The organism is Roseicyclus sediminis (genome assembly GCF_025515305.1).
Lineage (GTDB): Bacteria > Pseudomonadota > Alphaproteobacteria > Rhodobacterales > Rhodobacteraceae > Roseibacterium > Roseibacterium sediminis.
The window spans coordinates 39,886-58,517 of the sequence record NZ_JAOPHT010000012.1 but is presented as its reverse complement, the minus strand read 5'-3'; the positions used below and the strand labels follow the sequence as shown (position 1 = coordinate 58,517).

The window sequence follows — 18,632 nt, the reverse complement described above, 5'->3', positions numbered from 1 at the left end:
GGTCCCGAAATAGCCGCGTCCCAAGGAGGCGACCGACATGAACAAACCGATCATGGCCAAGGCCACCGCCGTCTGGCTCGTCGACAACACCACGCTGAGCTTCAGGCAGATCGGCGACTTCTGCGGCCTTCACGAACTGGAAGTGCAGGGCATCGCGGACGGCGACGTCGCCGCGGGTGTGAAGGGCTTCGATCCGATCGTGAACAACCAGCTTACGCAGGAAGAGATCGACAAGGGCGAGGCCGATCCGCTGCACAAGCTGCAGCTGAAGTTCAACCCCGCCGCCGTCGGCGAGGAAAAGCGCCGCGGCCCGCGCTACACTCCCCTTTCCAAGCGTCAGGACCGGCCCGCAGCGATCCTGTGGCTGGTGAAGTTCCACCCGGAACTGACCGATGGCCAGATCTCCAAGCTCGTCGGCACGACGAAGCCCACGATCCAGTCGATCCGCGAGCGCACCCACTGGAACATCTCGAACATCCAGCCGATCGATCCCGTGGCCCTGGGCCTCTGCAAGCAGGGCGAACTCGATTCCGCGGTGCAAAGGGCGAACGCGAAGCGCGCCCGCGATGGCGAGGTGATGACCGACGACGAGCGCCGCAAGCTCGTCTCGACGGAACAGAGCCTCGGCATGGAGCCCGAACCGAAGATGCCGACCGCGATCTCCGGGCTCGAGACCTTCAGCCTGACGGGCAACGATGCGGATGACGACGACGAGGACGAGCGCCGCGGCTCCGAGCTGAACGCGGACAGCCTCTTCAACCTGCCCGACAGCGACGAGGATGACGACGACGAGGACGACCGGCGCTGAGAAGCGCCGGCCGCGCCGTCAGTGCGCGGCCACCGTCACGTTGTCGAGCAGTGTCCGGCCGCCATCGACCGTCAGTACCTGACCCGTCACGAAGCCCGCCCCGTCGGAGGCGAGGAACTGGACCGCATGCGTCACCTCGCGCGCGCTGGCGATGCGGCCGAGCGGCGTGCACTGCCGGATCTCCTGGCGCAGGCCGTCGGTATCGTTCAGGCTTTCCTTCAGGCTGGCCGACATGACCGAGCCGAAGGCGACGCCGTTCACCCGGATGCGGTGCGGGGCGAGAGCCACGGCCAGGCTGCGCGTGGCCTGGTCGAGCGCGGCGCAGGAGATCGAATAGCCCATCAGGTCGGGATGCGTGCGGCGCGCCGCGATGGACGAGATATTGACGATGGAGCCCACGGGGCCGTCCTCGTCTCCCGCGGTCTCGGCCTGCTGGATCATGCGGTTGGCCACGGCCTGGCTGAGCCGCAAAGCCGTGAACATGTTCTGGTCGAGAAGCGTCTGCACCGATCCGTCGGAAGGGTCGAGCGGGTCGGTCGGCAGGATCTGACGGCTCGCGTTCACGAGGACGTCGATCCGGTCGAAGGCGTCGAGCGTCGCGGAAAGAAGGTTCGCCACCGTCAGCTTCTCGCGGAGGTCGCCCGCGAAATACCGCACATGCCCCGCCTCGTCGGGGATCTCGCCGCATTCATCGGCCAGCCGTGCCTCGTCGCGATCGGCGAACATCACGCGCGCGCCCCGGTCGACGAAGTGCCGCGCGATGGCCAGGCCGATGCCGTTGGCCGCCCCCGTGATGATCGCGGTCTTGCCCTGGATCGAGAGTGTCATGTCCGTCGTCCCCTGGAAATGCGCCCTGCCTGCTTCGGCTTCGCCGCTTCGTAGAGCTTGTATCCCTCGAGCTCTCCGATAAGCCGCCCGGTGCCGAAGGCGTCCTTCAGCGCGGCCTCATAGGGCAGATGGCGGTTGGCCACCATGATGAACTTGCCGCCGGGCGCGAGCATGCGCGCCGCCGCGGCGATGAAGGCCCTTCCCAGCGCAGGATCGGCGCGGCGGCCGACATGGAAGGGCGGGTTGCACAAGATGGCGTCATAGGGCGCCTCGGGCTCGAACCGCGTGGCGTCGGCCCAGTGGAAGGCCGCCCGCGGATCGTCGACGTTGACGCGCGCGGCCGCCAGCATGGCATGGTCGGCCTCGATCAGGTCGAGATGCTCGATCCCCTCCTGCTCGGCCAGAATCTCGCCTGCGATATAGCCCCAGCCTGCGCCGAGATCCGCCACGCGGCCGGTCAGCTTCGGGACTAGGGCCACGAGGATCTCCGAGCCCCGGTCGGGACCATCGGCCGAAAAGCCGCCCGGCGCGGTGACATAGCCCTCCTCGGTGGTCTCCGGCAGGGCGATCCACTCCTCGAGGTCTGCGGGCAGCACCTCGGGGCGGGTCAGCCAGAAGAGCTTGCCATGCGACTTCGAAAACACCTCGTCCACGTCGAGATGGCCGCGCACCGCCTTGAGGATCGCCTCGATCCCCTCGTCCTTCGGACCATCCACCAGCAGGAGCCCGCCGGGCTTCAGGGCCGCCAGCGCCTCGGCCAGGGCCGATAGGGTCCGGACCTTCGACTTGACGATCTGCACCAGCGCGGTGTCGAAGCCACCGGCCTCGGGATCAAGCTCCGGGACGACATCGAATCCGCGCGCCGCGAGGCGGTCATGGTCCGGGCGGAACCCCTGCACCGCGAGCACCTCGTCCGATTCGAACGCGTCGAGGTCGGCCTCGCCATGCGGCATCAGCGCGAGAAGGCGGCCGCCGGGCCGCGGCAGCGCGCCGCTTTCCAGCGCGAGGGTCCATCTGTCAGGGGCCATGAGGCGGGCGGAGGACCTGTTTCAGTCCTCTTTCTCCATCGTGCATTGCAGCGGGTGCTGGTTGCGCCGGGCGAAATCCATCACCTGCGCCACCTTGGTTTCCGCGATTTCGTAGGAAAAGACGCCGACGACCGCAACGCCCTTCTTGTGCACCGTCAGCATGATCTCCACCGCCTGCGCATGGCTCACGCCGAAGAACCGCTCCAGAACGTGCACGACGAATTCCATCGGCGTGTAATCATCGTTCAGAAGCAGCACCTTGTACATCGGCGGGCGCTGCGTCTTGGGCTTGGTCTTGGTGATGACGTTGGTCTCGCCCTCGTTACCGGGCTTGTCCGCCATCATCGTCCAGGGGTCGGTGCGCATCGGCGGTCCGTTCGGCTGCGTGGTCTGTCGCTTGGCCGCAATATATAAGCCAACGAGCGATTCAGAAAAGAGGGGGTCGGCAGCGATGGTGTCCCGGATCACCACGATCGGTTTCGACGCCGACGACACGTTGTGGCAGAACGAGACGTTCTTCCGCATCACGCAGGACCGTTTCGCACGGCTTCTGGCCGACCATGCCGAACCTGCGCACCTCCAGGAACGGCTGCTCGCGGCCGAGCGGCGGAACCTCGGGCACTACGGCTTCGGCATCAAGGGCTTCATGCTTTCGATGATCGAGACCGCGATCGAGGTGACGGAGGCTCGCGTGCCCGCCGAGGTCATCTCGGAAATCCTCGCCGCCGGTCAGGAGATGCTAGCGCATCCGATCGAGCTTCTGCCCGAAGCCGAGGAAACGGTGCGGCACCTGGCCGAAAGCCACCGTCTGATCCTCATCACCAAGGGCGACCTGCTCGACCAGGAGCGCAAGCTTGCCCAGTCGGGGCTCGGCGATCTGTTCGACGCGGTCGAGATCGTGTCGGACAAGAAGCCCGCGGTCTATGCCCGCGCCTTCACAGCCCATGGCGACGGCGCGGACAGCGCGATGATGATCGGCAACTCGATGAAGTCCGACGTGATCCCCGCGCTCGAGGCCGGGGCCTGGGGGGTCTTGGTCCCCCACGGCCTGACATGGGAGCTGGAGCACGCCGCCGCGCCCGCGGACAACCCGCGCTTTCGTGAGGTGCCGAGCCTCGGGCACGTGCTAGCCTTGCTCGACGACATCGAAAGCCGAGCCGAAACCGGACAATGATCGACGCAGCCCTCCTGCCGCTACAGCGCCGCCTGTTGCAGCCGCCGGCCGAGTGGCTCGCGGCGCGGGGCGTGAACGCGGACCTTGTCACGCTGGCCGGGCTCGGGCTCGGCTTAATGGCGACCGTCGCGGCCGCGCTTGGGTTCTTCTGGCTGGCGCTGGGTGGGCTGTTGCTCAACAGGGTAGCAGACGGGCTCGACGGCGCGGTGGCTCGGCTGACGAACCCGACCGACCGGGGCGCCTTTCTCGACATCGCGCTCGACTTCGCCTTCTACGCGACCTTCCCGCTCGGTTTCGTTCTGGCCGATCCGGGGGCGAACGCGCTTCCCGGCGCTGTCCTGATCGCAAGCTTCGTCCTGTCGGGGACTTCGTTTCTCGCCCACGCCATCATCGCCGAGCGCCGTGGCCTGCGCGCCTCGGACTATCCCGCCAAGGGGATCTACTACCTCGGCGGCCTGACCGAGGGGGCAGAGACCATCGTGTTCTTCGCTGCCTTCTGCCTGTTCCCGGAGGCGTTCCCGGTCCTCGCGCTGGTCTTCGCCGCCGCCGCCACAATCACCGGCATCACCCGCTACGCCGCGGGCTGGCGCATGTTCGGAAAACCTTGATGCCCTACGCCATCCACATCGGTCCCAACGTCCGCACCTCGCCGTTCTTCGATGCCACGGTGGCGGACGGCGTGCGGGGCTTCTCCGTCTACAACCACATGTACATCCCCGGCCATTTCGGGGACCCCGATGGCGAGTATGACCGGCTGCTGCACGGCGTCGCCATGTGGGACGTGGCCGTGCAGCGGCAGGTGGAACTCGACGGCCCCGACGCCATGGCGCTGGCGCAACTCCTGACGCCCCGGCACCTAGGCGGCGCGCGGCCCGGGCAGGGGCGCTACGTCCCGCTGTGCGACCATGACGGCTGGCTCATCAACGATCCCGTCCTTCTGCCGCTTTCGGAAACGCGGGTCTGGCTTTCGATCGCCGACAGCGACGTGGAACTCTGGGCGCTGGCCATCGCGCGCGAGCGGGGTCTCGACGTCGCGGTGTCCGAGCCGGATGTCTCTCCGCTCGCCATCCAGGGGCCGCGCGCAATGGAGGTGGCGGCGGCGCTACTCGGGGAATGGGTCCGCGACCTGCGCCCCTTCGCCTTCCGCGAGACGGACCTCGACGGCATCCCGCTCGTGGTCGCGCGGTCGGGCTGGTCGAAACAGGGCGGGGTCGAACTCTATCTCCGCGACTGCACCCGCGGCACGGATCTCTGGGACCGGGTCAAACGCGCTGGCGCGCCCTTCGGCATCGGACCCGGTGCGCCCAACGACATCGAGCGGCTGGAATCCGGCCTCATTTCCTACGGGGCAGACATGCGGCGGCAGTGCCTGCCCGCCAATCCCTTCGAGATGGGGTTCGGTCCGATGATCGACCTTTCGGCGGGGCACGACTTCATCGGCCGCGCCGCGCTGGAGAGGATCGCGGCCGAGGGCCCGACGCGGCGGCGGATCGGCGTGTTTCTCGACGGGCCGCCTTTGGCTGGCAACCAGCGTCCGCTGGCCCTTCTCCGCGACGGGGTGGAGGTCGGCCACGTGACCGAGATCGCCCATTCCCGCCGGCTGGGGCGCAACATCGGCGTGGGTCTCGCCCCGGTGGAGCTGGCCGACGACACGCCGGGGCTTTCGGTACGGCTCCCCGACGGCGACAGGGCGGCCAGCCTGACCGCCCTGCCCTTCCTGCGCTGACCGTCTCAGGCGGCGGCCAACGTCCGTCGCGCACCTGCACCGGCGAAAAGCAGCCAGAGGCAGAAGGCGCTTTCGGCGAGGACGGGAACGCCATAGGCCGGGGCGAAGGCCTCCGCGATGGCCGGGTCCGCAAGGCGCAGCGCGCTTCCGGTCATGTAGACGAGGCCCGAGAGCACGATCCCGCCCGCGATCACACGCGCTACGCCGCCGAGACGGCAAAGAAGCATGCCCGTCAGGACCGAGTTCACGCCGAAGAAGGCGAGGCCGACGTCGTAGCCGACCCCGTGCATCTCGATCAGGGCCAGCGCCTGCGGCGCGAAATCGGGACGAAGCGCGGCGAAGAGGAACATCAGGCTTGCCGCGATCACGGCGCCCTGCATCAGCCGGAAGACCATCGCGGCCAGCGCGAGGCCGGTGCCCAGCGGGCGAAGGATGAGGAACAGGAGAACGGCGAGGCCCGCATCGGCCATCGCCATGACGGCGTCGGCGGCGATGGAGAGGCGCAGGGGCCCGGGCGCGGCGGCGATGGCGGCGGCGACCGCATCGGCGTCACCGGCGGCAAGGATCGGGCCGCGCAGGAGAACCTCGGACGAGATGCCGAAGACGATAATGACGAGGTAGAGAAGTCCGGCGAGGCGGAACATGGGAAGTGTCGGGGCGGGCATGGGGACCTCCGGGGAACAGGATGAAAGCTGCCCCCAACTAACCCATGCACCGAACCCCGGTTAATTCCCAAGATTCGCATTCATTCCATGCGCATCCGCATGGAATGAATCGAGCGGCCGTTTCAGGCGGCCTTGTTCGCGCGCCGCGGCGGACGGCTGCGGCGCGGGCGGCGTGCGGGTTTGCCCTGCTCGCCCCGGCCGGACCCACCGCCCCGGCCCGCCTTCTTTCGCGGCGCGTCGTGGCGTTCCCACGGCTCGCCGTGGCCGACCGGAATGACGAGGCCCGTGACCTTCTGGATGTCGCGAAGCTCGCCCATTTCCTCGGGCGTGCAGAAGGCGATGGCCGCCCCGTCGGCACCCGCCCGCGCGGTGCGCCCGATGCGGTGGACATAGGTCTCGGGCACGTTCGGCAGATCGAAGTTGTAGACGTGCTTCACATCGGGGATGTCGATCCCGCGCGCGGCGACATCGGTCGCCACCAGCACGCGCACCTCACCTGCCTTGAAGGCGCGGATCGCGCGGTCGCGCTGGCCCTGGCTCTTGTTGCCGTGGATCGAGGCCACGGCGAACCCCTCGGCCTCGAGCTTCTTGGCGAGCTTTTCCGAGCCGTGCTTGGTGCGGCCGAAGACGATGGCGCGTTCGTCGCGGTGCGTGTCGAGCAGGTTCACGAGGCGGTCGGCCTTCTCGTCCTTCGTCACGAAATGGACCGACTGGGTCACGCGCTCGACGGTCCGGCCGGGCGGCGTCACTTCGATGCGCAGGGGATTGGTCAGAAAGCTCGCGGCGAGGCTTTCCATCGCCTTGGGCATGGTCGCGGAGAACAGCATCGTACGGCGATCGGGCTGCAGCGCGGCGGCGATGCGGCGCAGCGCGTGGATGAAGCCGAGGTCGAGCATCTGGTCGGCCTCGTCGAGCACGAGCTGGCGGACCTGGCGCAGGTCGACGTCACGCCGGCCCATGAGATCCATCAGGCGCCCGGGCGTTGCCACCACGAGGTCAACGCCTCGCGCAAGCCGCCCGGCCTGCGCGTTGATCGAGGCGCCGCCGACGACGAGCACCACGGACAGCTTTCGCGGGCCGCGCAGCGGTTCAAGTGCGGCGACGATCTGCTTGGCGAGTTCCCGCGTGGGGGCGAGGATAAGGCCACGGGGCGTCTTCGGCACGGGCTTGCCCTCGGCGGCGCCCAGCGCCAGCATCAGCGGAACGCCGAAGGCGACGGTCTTGCCGGTGCCGGTCTGGGCCAGACCCAGAACGTCGCGGCCGCCCAATGCGGCGGGGATCGCGCGTGTCTGGATCGGGGTCGGCGCGGTCAGGCCGGCCTCGGCGAGGCGGGCAACCATATCGGCCGGGACGCCCAGGGATTGAAAATCGGTCATGTCTTCCTTTCGGGCCGCCCGGATGGACAGCCAATGGGTATTTCCCGCCGGGGATCGGCGGGACAGGCGGGGGCCGGGCCGGGACACGCCATTGAAATGGCGGGCCTCAAGGCGGCCGTTCTCCCCTCGCGTGATGTCGGGAAATCTGTCGTTCTCGCGCTTGATACCGGCTTTCGGCCGGGGCCTGCTCACGCGGCAGGGCGCCGAGGACGTATGCCGCAGGTAGAGGCGCGCGGGCTCCACGTCAAGCCCGGAACGGAAAAGGGGCGGCACACGTGGCGCCGCCCCCCGATGCGGTAACGGCCCGGATCAGCCCACGAGGCCGTTGTCGTCGCGCTTGACCGCCACGATGGCCGAGCGCGCCAGCGAGCCGCCATGGTCCGGCCAGTCGCCGCCGTTGTCGCCCGGGTGCTGGATGCCCACGAACATCGTGCGGCGATCCGAGGACCAGGTCAGGCCCGTCACCTCGCAGCCGTTCGGCCCGGTGAGGAAACGGCGGATCTCGCCGCTTACCGGGTCACCCGCAAGCATCTGGTTGTTGCCCATGCCCTCGAAGTCGCCTTCGTTGCTGTCGTCGCCATCGGTCTGGATCCAGATCAGGCCGGAGGTGTCGATCATCATGCCGTCGGGCGAGTTGAAGAGGTTGCCCGCGTTGATGTTCTCCGACCCCGCGCCGGGGCCTTCGAGGACGGAGGGGTTGCCCGCCATCACGTAGAGGTCCCAGGAGAAGCCGTCGGCACCGTGGTCGCCGCCATCGGGCCGCCAGCGCACGATCTGGCCGAAGTTGTTGGCCTCGCGCGGGTTGGGCCCGTTGACCGTCATCGCGTCGCCGCCCGCGTTCGTCCGCACGGTGCCGGCATCGGTCAGCACGCCGCGGCGCGAGTTGTTGGTGAGGCAGCAATAGGCCTCGGTCGCGGTCGGATTGACGGCGATCCACTCGGGCCGGTCCATGGTCGTCGCGCCCACGGCCGAGCCCGCCATGCGCGTGAAGATGGCGATCATCGCCGGGTCCATGCCGGTCGTCTCGGGGGTGAGCGGCACCCAGCGGCCGGTCAGATCGTCCTCGAACACCGCAACCGAGAGCGTGCCCTCGGACAGAAGCGTGGAGGTGTCGCCGCCGGGGACGTAGATGTCACGGCTGAGCCAGCGATACATGAACTCGCCCCGCTCGTCGTCGCCCATGTAGACCACGAGGCGGCCGTCGGGCGCGATCGCATAGGCCGCGTTCTCGTGCTTGAAGCGGCCGAGGGCGGTGTGCTTGACCGGCGTCGCGTCGGGGTTGGCCGGGTCGATCTCGACGACCCAGCCGGCGCGGTGCGGCTCGTTGGGGTTCTGGCTCACGTCCCAGCGGGCGTCCCACTTGTGGTAGTCGTAGCCCCAGCCGTCGGCGCCGATGCCGTAGCGCGTGTAGCCCGCGGCCACGACCTCGTCCGCCGGCATGTCGCCGGTCGCCCCGAAGTAGCCGTTGAAGTTCTCCTCGCAGGTCAGGTAGGTGCCCCAGGGCGTCCGGCCCGAACCGCAGTTGTTCATCGTCCCGAGCGAGGACATGCCGGTGGGGTCGGCCTCGGTCTGCATCAGCGGATGACCGGCGGCGGGGCCGTCGAAGGTCATCGGGCTGTTGTGGTGGATGCGGCGGTTGTAGGGGCTGTCGAGAACGACGGACCAGCCGTCCGGACCCTCGGCGATCTCCAGCACCGACACGCCCTGGAAGTGCTGCAGGATGCGCACGTCGTCGAGCGAGCCGGGAACGCCTTCGGCCGCATGGGGCAGGTTGACCTCGCGGTTGGTGTACTCGCTGTTGACCACGAGGATCTCGCGGCCGCCGATGTTGAAGAGCTCCATCCCGTCGGTGTTCTCGCCGAAGACGCGGTCGGACATCTCGACCGAGACGCCGTTCCGCGGATCGAAGGCGCCGACCGCGTCCGAGAACAGCGGGTCGCCCCAGCGCACGAGGACGTTCCAGTTATAGCCGGCGGGCACGTGGATGGTGTTGTCAATCTGTGGCGCGAGGGCCTCGAACGCGAAGCGCGAGGTCTGCTGTGCCATGGCGGCCGTGCCCTTGAGGAAGGACGTCCCCATCACGGCCGCGCCGGACCCGAAGGCCAGCACACCGCCGAGGAATCCGCGACGCGAGATCGCGCGCTCGACCACGCGGTCGAACTCCTGCACTTCGGGACGGGGGAAGTTCAGCTCGTCCCACTCGTCGGCCGACAGTCTGTTGGTATCGACATCTTTCATGTCGTTGCTCCCTGGCTTGAGACTTGGGTGGCAAGCGCCGGGAAGGCCGCGAGTCGGCCCCCTCCATCGCTCTGATGCCGGGTTAGTCAGCCAGGATCACAGGAACATGACGGCCTGCGAGGGTTCGTCCTAACGCACCGATAGGACAATCTTTCCGATATGGGCCGAGCTTTCCATCCGGGCGTGGGCGGCGGCGGCGTCGTCCAGGAGGAACGTCTCGTCCATCACCGGCGCCACGAGCCCTCCGTGGAGAAGCGGCCAGGCATGGGCGGCAAGCTCGGCGGCGATATCGGCCTTGGCCGCATCGGATTGCGGGCGGAGCGTGGAGCCCGTGATCGTCAGCCGGCGCACCATGAGCTGCGCGAAGTTCAGCTCGACCTTGGGGCCCTGCAGGAAGGCGATCTGCACCAGCCGCCCGTCATCGGCCAGCGCGCGGACGTTGCGCGGCAGGTAGTCGCCGCCGACCATGTCGAGGATCAGGTTCGCGCCGCCCTCGCCCCGCAGGATCTCGGCGAAGTCCTCGTCACGGTAGTTGATGGCGCGTTCGGCGCCAAGGCGGACGCAGGCGGCGCATTTCTCGTCCGAGCCCGCCGTGGCGAAGACCCGCGCGCCGAAATGGCGGGCGAGCTGGATCGCGGTCGTGCCGATGCCCGAGGACCCGCCATGGACGAGAAAGCGTTCGCCGCCCTGCAGACGGCCACGCATGAAGACATTCGACCAGACGGTGAAGAAGGTCTCGCACAGCGCCGCCGCCTCGCGCATGCCCATGCCCTTCGGCACCGGCAGGGCGTGGTCGGCGTGGGTCACCGCGTATTCGGCGTAGCCGCCACCGGGCAGGAGCGCCGTCACCGCGTCGCCCTCCTTCCAGCGGGTGACGCCGGGGCCGACCTTGGCCACGATGCCCGCGGCCTCCAGCCCCGGCAGGTCCGATGCGCCGGGGGGCGGCGCATAGCTTCCAGCCCGCTGGAGCGCGTCGGGCCGGTTCACCCCGGCATGGTCCACGGCAATCAGGATCTGGCCCGCCATCGGCTCGGGCACCGGACGTTCGCAGGGGCGGAGCACCTCCGGCCCGCCGGGTGCGGTGATCTCGATTGCGCGCATCGTCCTATTCATCTGTGCCTCCCTTGTCGTCCCTCTCCAAGGGATGACCGCCCGGGCGCGGCGAGGCAAGGCCACGCCGGGACATGCGTGCGATTCCCGACGGAAAAGCCGGGGTTTCCGCGCGTCAGGGCCGCCAGCGCCCGGGCAGATCGGCGGGCGCCTGCCGCGACGGGGCGCGCACCTGGGATGCGAACCATTCGGGGCCCGCAAGGAGCGGCTTGAGAAGCCGGTTCTCGCGCACCTGCTTCTTCAGCGTCTCGAAACGCATGACATCCTCGATCCGACGGTCGAGAAACGCCCAGGTCGAGGAATGCTCCATGGACTGGTCCCCAAGCCAGTAGAGCACCGTCGCCGAGTAGACGCCCGACAACGTCGCGCGCTTGGTGTACCAGTTGAGGTCTTCCGAGGTATCGCCCAGCGCGGTCCAGATCGCATCCGCGGTCTCCCAGACAGCGCGCGCGCCCTCGGCGGCATGCATGGGCAGCGCAAAGAGGGTCGTTCCCCGGCGCACCGCCTCCTTGTGCGGCTCCACGAGGTCGAGGCGCAGCTTCACGGCATGGGCGATCCGGTCGCGGAACCGGAGCGCCGAGAGATCTGCGGATTTCAGGCGCTCCACCATCTCGGCGTCGCCACGGCGATGGAATGCGAGCGCCAGGTCGAGCGCGCCGCGCGGGAAAAGCGCCCTTGCCTCGTCGAGCGGCACACCGGCATCCGCCGCGGCGGCGCGGAAGGCGGCGTCGGACCATCCGTCGAACGGGACGTGCATCAGTGCGGCGTCGAGGATGCGATCGGCGGTGTCGGTCATGGCATTGGCCTTTCTCGTTGTGCGGTCCGGTCGCTGGACAAGCTAGGGGGCCTTTGCTATAGGGCCACCTCCTGCTTTGAGACGCAACTTCAACCTAGAAAGGTGGTGACACCCACAATGCAGGTCAGTGTTCGCGACAACAATGTCGACCAGGCGCTCCGCGCGTTGAAGAAGAAGCTTCAGCGTGAAGGCGTTTTTCGTGAGATGAAGCTCAAGCAACATTACGAGAAACCCTCGGAGAAAAAAGCGCGCGAGAAGGCCGAGGCCATCCGCCGCGCCCGCAAGCTCGCGCGCAAGAAGGCGCAGCGCGAAGGTCTTCTCTGACGTCGCCGGACCGCCGGCATGGGGTGTCCCGAGGGGCGCGCCACCGGAACGGGAACCGACACGAAGAAGAGCCCCCGGGACATCGTCGCGGGGGCTGTTTTTTTGCGTCGGCGGATTGGACGCCGCGAGGCTGTTCAGGCGACCGAGGCGCGCCGCATCGACACCGGGGCCATGACTTCGGCCTCCAGGCGGGTCATCTCGGTTTCGGCCTCTTCCATCGTCCTGACGACGGCATCGGGCTCGGGGAGGCGTGAAAGAGCGGCCGGGTCGCCTGCGATCTGGCCGGACAGGATGATCCGCGCTCCCGGCCGCACCTCGCGCAGCGCCTGCATCAGTCGCTGAAGCGCCGCGAAGGAATGGTCGCCCGAGCAGCTGAGCCCAATCACGCAACGGTCATCACGCTCCAGCCGCGCGAGGATCTCGGCGTGTTCCAGGCCGAGAAGCAGGCCCACGTCCCAGCCGTTGCGGCGGAACAGGTCGGCGGCCATCATCACGCCAAGCGTGTGCTGCTCACCCGGAACGGCGCAGAACACCGCGGCTTTCGCCCCGAACGCGCGAACGGCGATGCCGCCCTTCGGCATTCTGCGCAGCAGGGACTGGATGCGCGAGGTGGCCATCGTGACCTCGGTGAACGGCACGCGGTCGTTCTCCCACCATTCGCCGAGACAGCGCGCGGCGGGCGCGAGATGTTCGAGGCAGATCTCCTCGACCGGGACGCCGGCGTCGATCAGGTCTGCGACCATCAGATCCGCGACATCCGTCTCATCGTCGCAGAGCGCGACCGCAAGCGCCGTGGCAATGGGGGACTTCATGCAAGCCCTCGCTTCCTGCGACAGACCACCTGCACCTGTTTGCTCCCGCAATCGGGCCATGGCCCTCGCGGCAAGATCGGAAAGGCCGACCTGGGATAGAGCGCGCATTGCGTCCTGGGACGTCATACGCGCGAGGACGCGGTCATCTGTGTGTCTGGTCACGGTCGTTCATCTTCCGTCGTGTGTGCGGGCCCCTTCCGGACCTGCGCACGCTGGCCTTGGTTCAAGGCAACAGTAACCCAGACACAGTGTCAATCAAGATTGACAATCAGTTTTTTTCCTTGTGGCCGTTACGGTTGCCTTGGTTCATCATTTTTATAATATTTTTCAATAATTTGATTGAACTTCAGGGGGCATCCACACGGCACCTGGACCGCCCGATTCGACGGAGAAAAAATGTCAGATCGAGTAGACATCTCTCCTTCGGCTTCCTTCGCCTCTTTCCTGAGCACAATTCGTGGAGCCGGGCCTCCCCGGAACGGCGGACGCAATCGATCATTTTCTCATCAACCTTTCGACAAGATTCGCGCCTATCGGTGGCCCTTGCACCAAGAAAGGGGGAATGCGATGTCCGTGCCAGACAGCGCTGCCGAAGACCTGCTCATCGACGACGAAATCGCGCCAAGACCGGCGCTGCGCATCCTCGTCGTGGACGACGAAATCGATATTTGCGAACTGCTTTCCACCGCGCTCGATGCGGTGGGAGGGTACACGACGCAGGTGGCCACATCCGCGAAGGCGGCCCTGCGCGCAATCGACGCCGAACCAACGCCGTTCGACGGCGTATTCCTCGACATACAGATGCCCGGCACCACGGGGATCGAGCTCTGTTCGATCATACGCAAGACACCGGGTTATGCCGACGTTCCGATCATCATGCTGACGGCGATGACCGAGCAGGGCTATCTCAAGGACGCCTTCGCCCAGGGGGCCAACGACTACATAGCGAAGCCTTTCGACATCGGCGCGATCCGCAAGCGCTTCGCCAAGGAGCGGACGCGCAGGCATCGGCGCACCTTCCTCAAGGACGGGAACGGGCCGGAGACGATCCGCGCACTCGAGGATGCCGTGACGCTCTTCCGGATCGAGCGCTGCATCAGCAAGGACGCCTTCGAAACCTACATCCTTCAGTCGAACCGGCGCTATGCGCCGCCGCTGACGGTGCGGGCCGTGAAGATCGCGCGTGTCTACGACCTCCATTCGAAGCTGCCCGCGACCGAGTTCCAGAAGATCGTTCACGCCATCGGCGAGATCATCTCGAAGCTGACCGGCAAGAGCGGCGATGTCCTGACCTATTTCGGCAACGGGGTGTTCTTCACCGCGACATCCGGCAAGAGCGCGCTGTCCCTCTCGGCCCTGTCGGACGCCCTGGAGAAGGACACGCGCTTCGCGGTCCTGTCCGAGCACGGGCTGAACCTTCGCGTTATCCTCGGCCAGGAGACCGTCCTCAGCACCGAGAGCAACGCCGAGGCGATCCTCTCGCTCGGCAGGGCGATCGAGACCGCAGAGGCGGACGAGAACACCCAGTTCGGCTGGAGTTCGTTCCGCGAATGGCTGTCGCACCGGAGATCGGTCGGCCAGGAGCAGTCGCGCATCAGCAAGTCGGCCTACGAGCAGATCCTCAACGAGTTCATCGAAGAGGGCGACCTGGGCTGGAAGTAGGCCCGGGTCGGACCACGTCTCCCGACGCGACCGGGCGGTTGCCCAACGCCGCTCGGACGTTGCGCCCCGCGCCGTTCCGTCGCGGACGTCTGCTTGGGTTCAAGCGGACAGGAGTTCGTCAGAGCTGAGAGGGGAAGTGGCGCACTTCGAAGACCTTCCTTCGAAAGCGGCACGCGCTCAGGTGGCCCTAATGTCACGTGGCCCTAAGGTCACGTGGCCCTAAGGGTGGTAGCTCATATTTGGGAAGTGGCGCACCGGGGAGGATTCGAACCCCCGACCCCTTGATTCGTAGTCAAGTACTCTATCCAACTGAGCTACCGGTGCGTGGGGCGTGGATGTAACCGCCCCTGCCGGGCAGCGCAAGGGGTTTCCGGACACCTTCAGGCGGCAAGTCCCTTGGGCAGGTGCAGCGCGAAGGTCGTGCCTTCGGGACCCGTCTTCACCAGCTCCAGGCGCCCGCCATGGCCGCGCATGATCTCGGCCGCGATGGCAAGTCCGAGGCCCGAACCGCCCTTGCGCGCGCCGCCATGGAAGGGCTTGAACAGGTGGTCGAGCGCCTTCTGGGGAAGGCCCGGTCCGGTGTCGCTGACCTCGATGCGCCAGCCCTCGCCATCCTCGAGGCCGCGAATGGCGATTTCGCCGGGGCCGCCCTGCGCCGCGATGGCCTGGCGAGCGTTGCGCACCAGGTTCGAGAGCACGCGGTGCAGCTGCTCGGGATCGGCCCGCAGGACCAGTGTCGCCGGCACCTCGCACACGAAGGCGATGCAGTCGCTTTCGCCCGAGAGCCGCTCGTTCTCGACCACGTCCTCGGCGATATCGGCAAGCTTCACACGGTCGAGCTTGGGCGCGGGTTCCTCGGCGCGTCCGAAGGCGAGGGTCGCCTCGGTCAGGTTCACCGCACGCGTGAGCGAGGCGAGGATCTTGGGCGTCGTCCGCTGTACCGTGGGGTCGTTGGACCCCTCGAGCCGGTCGGCCATGAGCGTCGTCACCGACAGGATGTTGCGCAGGTCATGGCTGATCTTCGCCACCGCCTCGCCAAGCTGGGCGAGCCGCTCGCGCTGCCGCAGCGCGCCGGTCAGCTGGGTCTGCAACGACTGAAGCGCGGTCTCCGCCTCGCGCAATTCGCGCACCGACCCGCGCGGCTCGATGATGCGCGAGGCGTCGTCGGGCGCCTCGGCATAGGAGGTCATGTGCCCGACCACGCGCTTGATGGGCAGAACCAGCAGCCGCTGCACGGCGACGAAGAGCAGCGTGGCGGTGAAGATCGAGATGATCGCCGACAACAGCAGGATACGCAGCCCGTAGTCGATCATCGCGTCTCGCAGCGGCCCCGAGGGCATGGTGATCTCGATCAGGAGGCCCGCCTGGTTCACGGGCTGGCCGATGACCCGGATCGTTTCCTCCCCGGTCGTGACGAGCCTGCGCATCGCGTCGCGGATCAGCGTCCAGGCGGACGGCTCGCGCAGGTCGAAGCTCCGGGCGATGGGCGTCATGTGATCGCTCGACAGGATCAGCTGCCGCGTGGCGTCCCGCAAAAGCACGACGTTCAGGACTTCGGCATTGTTCAGAAGCTCGGCCTCGAGGTCGTCGTCGATCATCCCGTCCGTGGCCAAGAGCGCGAGAGAGGCGATCTGCGCCCGTTCGAGGCGGGCGAGCAGATAGTCCTCGCGGTAGCGGGCGACGGAGGGGACGAAAATGAACACCTCTGCCAGCATCACGAAGATGACTGTCAGGATCAGGAAGCGTCCTGAAAGGGAGTTCACCACGCGGGACCGGCCTTTCCTAGCCTCAGGGTATCACACGCTGCACGAAGCGGACGATCCGTTTCACCAGCGCGCTGTCGAACAGCCTTGGCGAGAAATAGGCACCCGCGGCGCGTTTGTTAATCTCTCCCAGTGTCGGATAGGGCGCGACCATGCCGGCGACGGCCGACATCTTCAGCCCGTTCGCGATGGCCAGCGCCCAGGTCTGGATCAGTTCACCCGCCTGCGGGCCGACGATGGTGGCGCCGACGGGACGGCCCTTGACCACCATCACCTTGGCGAAGCCACGGGCCTGCCCGGTGGCGATGGCCCGGTCGTTGTGGGCGAAGTCGGCGCGCGCGACGAACAGCCCGTCACCGTGTTTCGCCCGCGCCTCGGCCTCGGTCATCCCGACCTGGGCAAGCTCCGGCTCGGTGTAGGTGACCCACGGGATATGGTCGGTCCGCGCCTTCGCGGGCAGGCCGAACAGCATGGGGCGGATGATGACGCCCGCATGGTAGCCCGCGACATGGGTGAACTGCAGCCCGCCCGCGGCGTCGCCCACCGCATAGACGCGCTTGTTCGTCGACCGGAGGCCCTTGTCCACGGTCACGCCGCGCCGGTCGTAATCGACCCCGGCCTTCTCGAGGTCCAGCCGGTCGACATTCACCTGCCGCCCCACCGCCACGAGAAGATGCGAGCCCTCGAATCGCCGCCCGTCTTCCGTCTCGACGATGATCGCGCCCTCCTGCCCGGACACTGAGGCGACCTTCGCCCCTTCCTCGATCGCGATGCCCTCGGCGCGAAGGTCTTCCAGCACCAGCGCGGCGGCCTCGGGATCGTCGCGGCCAAGCGCCCTTGCGCCCTCCAGCACCGTGACCTCGCAGCCGAGCCGGCGATGGGCCTGCGCCATCTCCATTCCGATCGGGCCGCCACCGATGACGATGAGATGCCGGGGCCGCTCCAGCAGCTCGAAGATCGTCTCGTTGGTGTGGTGCGGCGTCGTCTCCAGCCCCGGGATCGGCGGCACCAAGGGGCGTGACCCCGTGGCGACGACGAAACGGCGCGCACGGATGCGGTGCGGCCCCGCCTCGACCTCCGTTTCCGAGACGAAGCGGGCGAACTCGCGGATGACATGAACGCCGAGGCCTTCGAATCGCTCCTCGCTGTCGACGGGGGCGATGGTCTCGATGACCGCCTCGACATGGTCCTTGGCGGCGGCGAAGTCGGGCGCCGGGTCATGGCCCGCAACGCCGAAGGCCGCCTCCGCCGTCGCATGCGCCTTGTGACCCGCCGCAAGCAGAGCCTTCGACGGGACACAACCGTAGTTGAGGCAGTCGCCCCCCATCTTGTGGCCTTCGATCAGGACCACGCGCGCGCCCATCTGGACCGCGCCCGCCGCGACGGATAGGCCGCCCGATCCGGCGCCGATGATGCAGATGTCGGTATCGATGACGGACATGGGCGGTGGCCTTTCGGGACGGGGCGAGGCTCAGAGCCCGCGGGTGCCGCGCACGACCTTCAGAGCCACGGGCAGAAGCGCGAGCGCCGCGAGGCCGAGGATCGGCAGAAGGACGTGCGGCTCGAAGATGATGCCGAGGTTGGGCGTCTCGCCGCGGGCGAAGACCTCGCCCAGGCCGGCGCCGACCGAGGTGTAGACCACTGCGCCCGGCATGATGCCGAAGAAGGTCGAGACGACGTAGCGGCGCAGCGGCACCTCGAGGAAGGCGGGCACGAGGTTGGCGACGAAGAACGGCACCACGGGCACGAGCCGGATGAGAAAGAGCATCGACCACTGGTTCGCGTCGATCCCGTCCTTGATCCGCTTCACCATTCCCTCGGACCCTTCGAGTCGCGCGCCCAGCCTTTCGCCGACGCTGGTCTTGGCGGCGAGGAAGATCGCCGTGGCGCCGAGCGTGGCGGCCACGATGTTGAAGAGCGCGCCGGGGAAGGTGGCGAACAGGAAGCCACCCGTGAGCGTGGCGATGGTGGCGCCCGGCAGCGAGAAGGCGACGATGAGCGCGTAGACGGCGATGAAGGCCAGCACGGTGGCGGTATAGTTGGCGTCGCGGAAGGCGATCAGCGCCTCCCGGTTCTCGGCCAGCGCGGCGAAACTCAGCGTGTCGCGAAAGAGCCACCAGCCGAGACCGGCGCCCAGCGCGACGGCGACGAGCGGCAGGAAGCGGGCGAAACTGGTCTTGTCGGTCTGTGTCACGGCATCGGTCATGGCTGCACTCTTGCGCTGGGTCTCTACCCTAGATGCGCCAAGAGCACGCGGCGCGACAGGGGCCTCACGCCCGAGTGAAGGGACGTGACGCGGCACGGCGATTTCGTGACGGATCG

General features: G+C 67.7%; 18 protein-coding genes and 1 tRNA gene. 6 read left to right on the top strand and 13 right to left on the bottom strand.

Features of this window, described 5'->3' with window-relative positions; translation table 11 throughout:
- Window positions 1-37 precede the first annotated feature (37 nt).
- Window positions 38-808 carry a DUF1013 domain-containing protein gene (locus N8I71_RS14825; protein ID WP_262878786.1) on the top strand — a complete coding sequence of 257 codons (771 nt, stop codon included), beginning with the start codon at window positions 38-40 and terminating at the stop codon, window positions 806-808.
- A gap of 18 nt (window positions 809-826) precedes the next feature.
- Here the strand turns inward: N8I71_RS14825 and N8I71_RS14820 are convergent, their stop codons facing one another.
- From N8I71_RS14820 to clpS, 3 genes are read right to left on the bottom strand one after another with little or no spacing between them, the layout of a single operon-like run.
- On the bottom strand, window positions 827-1,636 hold the full coding sequence (locus N8I71_RS14820; protein WP_262878785.1) for an SDR family NAD(P)-dependent oxidoreductase: 810 nt from the start codon (window positions 1,634-1,636) through the stop codon (window positions 827-829).
- Window positions 1,633-2,664, bottom strand: a complete 1,032-nt coding sequence (locus N8I71_RS14815; protein WP_262878784.1) for a class I SAM-dependent methyltransferase — start codon at window positions 2,662-2,664, stop codon at window positions 1,633-1,635. The genes N8I71_RS14820 and N8I71_RS14815 overlap by 4 nt, the downstream gene beginning before the upstream one ends.
- A gap of 21 nt (window positions 2,665-2,685) precedes the next feature.
- The gene (clpS, locus tag N8I71_RS14810) at window positions 2,686-3,030 is read right to left on the bottom strand and encodes an ATP-dependent Clp protease adapter ClpS (RefSeq protein WP_406676105.1); all 345 of its coding nucleotides are present in this window, start codon (window positions 3,028-3,030) and stop codon (window positions 2,686-2,688) included.
- An 85-nt stretch (window positions 3,031-3,115) separates the two neighbouring features.
- Between clpS and N8I71_RS14805 the strand changes: the two genes are divergently transcribed.
- Genes N8I71_RS14805 through N8I71_RS14795 form a run of 3 tightly spaced genes read left to right on the top strand, consistent with a single transcriptional unit; the run spans window position 3,116 to window position 5,564 of the window.
- Complete coding sequence (locus N8I71_RS14805) at window positions 3,116-3,838, top strand: HAD family hydrolase (protein WP_262878783.1); 723 nt, start codon at window positions 3,116-3,118, stop codon at window positions 3,836-3,838.
- Entirely contained in the window at window positions 3,835-4,446 is a 612-nt protein-coding gene (locus tag N8I71_RS14800) for a CDP-alcohol phosphatidyltransferase family protein (RefSeq protein WP_262878782.1), read from the top strand. Before N8I71_RS14805 ends, N8I71_RS14800 begins: the two co-directional genes overlap by 4 nt.
- Window positions 4,446-5,564, top strand: a complete 1,119-nt coding sequence (locus tag N8I71_RS14795; RefSeq protein WP_262878781.1) for a glycine cleavage T C-terminal barrel domain-containing protein — start codon at window positions 4,446-4,448, stop codon at window positions 5,562-5,564. The genes N8I71_RS14800 and N8I71_RS14795 overlap by 1 nt, the downstream gene beginning before the upstream one ends.
- Before the next feature lie 5 nt (window positions 5,565-5,569).
- Here N8I71_RS14795 and N8I71_RS14790 read toward each other — a convergent pair whose 3' ends face one another.
- The 5 genes from N8I71_RS14790 to N8I71_RS14770 form a co-directional block, all read right to left on the bottom strand.
- Window positions 5,570-6,229, bottom strand: coding sequence for a DUF4386 domain-containing protein (locus N8I71_RS14790; protein ID WP_262878780.1), 660 nt, complete (start codon window positions 6,227-6,229; stop codon window positions 5,570-5,572).
- 122 nt (window positions 6,230-6,351) lie between these two features.
- Window positions 6,352-7,605 carry a DEAD/DEAH box helicase gene (locus N8I71_RS14785; protein ID WP_262878779.1) on the bottom strand — a complete coding sequence of 418 codons (1,254 nt, stop codon included), beginning with the start codon at window positions 7,603-7,605 and terminating at the stop codon, window positions 6,352-6,354.
- Between the two features lie 309 nt (window positions 7,606-7,914).
- Window positions 7,915-9,843 carry a PhoX family protein gene (locus tag N8I71_RS14780; protein WP_262878778.1) on the bottom strand — a complete coding sequence of 643 codons (1,929 nt, stop codon included), beginning with the start codon at window positions 9,841-9,843 and terminating at the stop codon, window positions 7,915-7,917.
- A 129-nt stretch (window positions 9,844-9,972) separates the two neighbouring features.
- A complete protein-coding gene (locus tag N8I71_RS14775) occupies window positions 9,973-10,956 on the bottom strand; it encodes an NAD(P)H-quinone oxidoreductase (protein WP_262878777.1) in 984 nt (327 codons plus the stop codon).
- Between the two features lie 112 nt (window positions 10,957-11,068).
- Window positions 11,069-11,749: a COQ9 family protein gene (locus tag N8I71_RS14770; RefSeq protein ID WP_262878776.1), complete on the bottom strand. Its 681-nt coding sequence runs from the start codon at window positions 11,747-11,749 to the stop codon at window positions 11,069-11,071.
- A 117-nt stretch (window positions 11,750-11,866) separates the two neighbouring features.
- Between N8I71_RS14770 and rpsU the strand changes: the two genes are divergently transcribed.
- Window positions 11,867-12,073: a 30S ribosomal protein S21 gene (gene rpsU / locus N8I71_RS14765; protein WP_025310998.1), complete on the top strand. Its 207-nt coding sequence runs from the start codon at window positions 11,867-11,869 to the stop codon at window positions 12,071-12,073.
- A 134-nt stretch (window positions 12,074-12,207) separates the two neighbouring features.
- Here rpsU and N8I71_RS14760 read toward each other — a convergent pair whose 3' ends face one another.
- Complete coding sequence (locus N8I71_RS14760) at window positions 12,208-12,885, bottom strand: cobalamin B12-binding domain-containing protein (protein WP_262878775.1); 678 nt, start codon at window positions 12,883-12,885, stop codon at window positions 12,208-12,210.
- Between the two features lie 573 nt (window positions 12,886-13,458).
- Here N8I71_RS14760 and N8I71_RS14755 point away from each other — a divergent pair.
- Window positions 13,459-14,547 (top strand): response regulator, encoded by a 1,089-nt coding sequence (locus N8I71_RS14755; protein WP_262878774.1) that lies wholly within the window; start codon window positions 13,459-13,461, stop codon window positions 14,545-14,547.
- A gap of 247 nt (window positions 14,548-14,794) precedes the next feature.
- Here the strand turns inward: N8I71_RS14755 and N8I71_RS14750 are convergent.
- From N8I71_RS14750 to N8I71_RS14735, 4 genes are all read right to left on the bottom strand, one after another.
- Window positions 14,795-14,871, bottom strand: a tRNA-Arg gene (locus N8I71_RS14750).
- Between the two features lie 56 nt (window positions 14,872-14,927).
- On the bottom strand, window positions 14,928-16,313 hold the full coding sequence (locus tag N8I71_RS14745; protein WP_262878773.1) for a sensor histidine kinase: 1,386 nt from the start codon (window positions 16,311-16,313) through the stop codon (window positions 14,928-14,930).
- Window positions 16,314-16,335: 22 nt separating this feature from the next.
- Window positions 16,336-17,751 carry a dihydrolipoyl dehydrogenase family protein gene (locus N8I71_RS14740; RefSeq protein ID WP_262878772.1) on the bottom strand — a complete coding sequence of 472 codons (1,416 nt, stop codon included), beginning with the start codon at window positions 17,749-17,751 and terminating at the stop codon, window positions 16,336-16,338.
- A gap of 30 nt (window positions 17,752-17,781) precedes the next feature.
- Window positions 17,782-18,516: a TVP38/TMEM64 family protein gene (locus tag N8I71_RS14735; protein WP_262878771.1), complete on the bottom strand. Its 735-nt coding sequence runs from the start codon at window positions 18,514-18,516 to the stop codon at window positions 17,782-17,784.
- Between the last annotated feature and the right edge of the window lie 116 nt (window positions 18,517-18,632).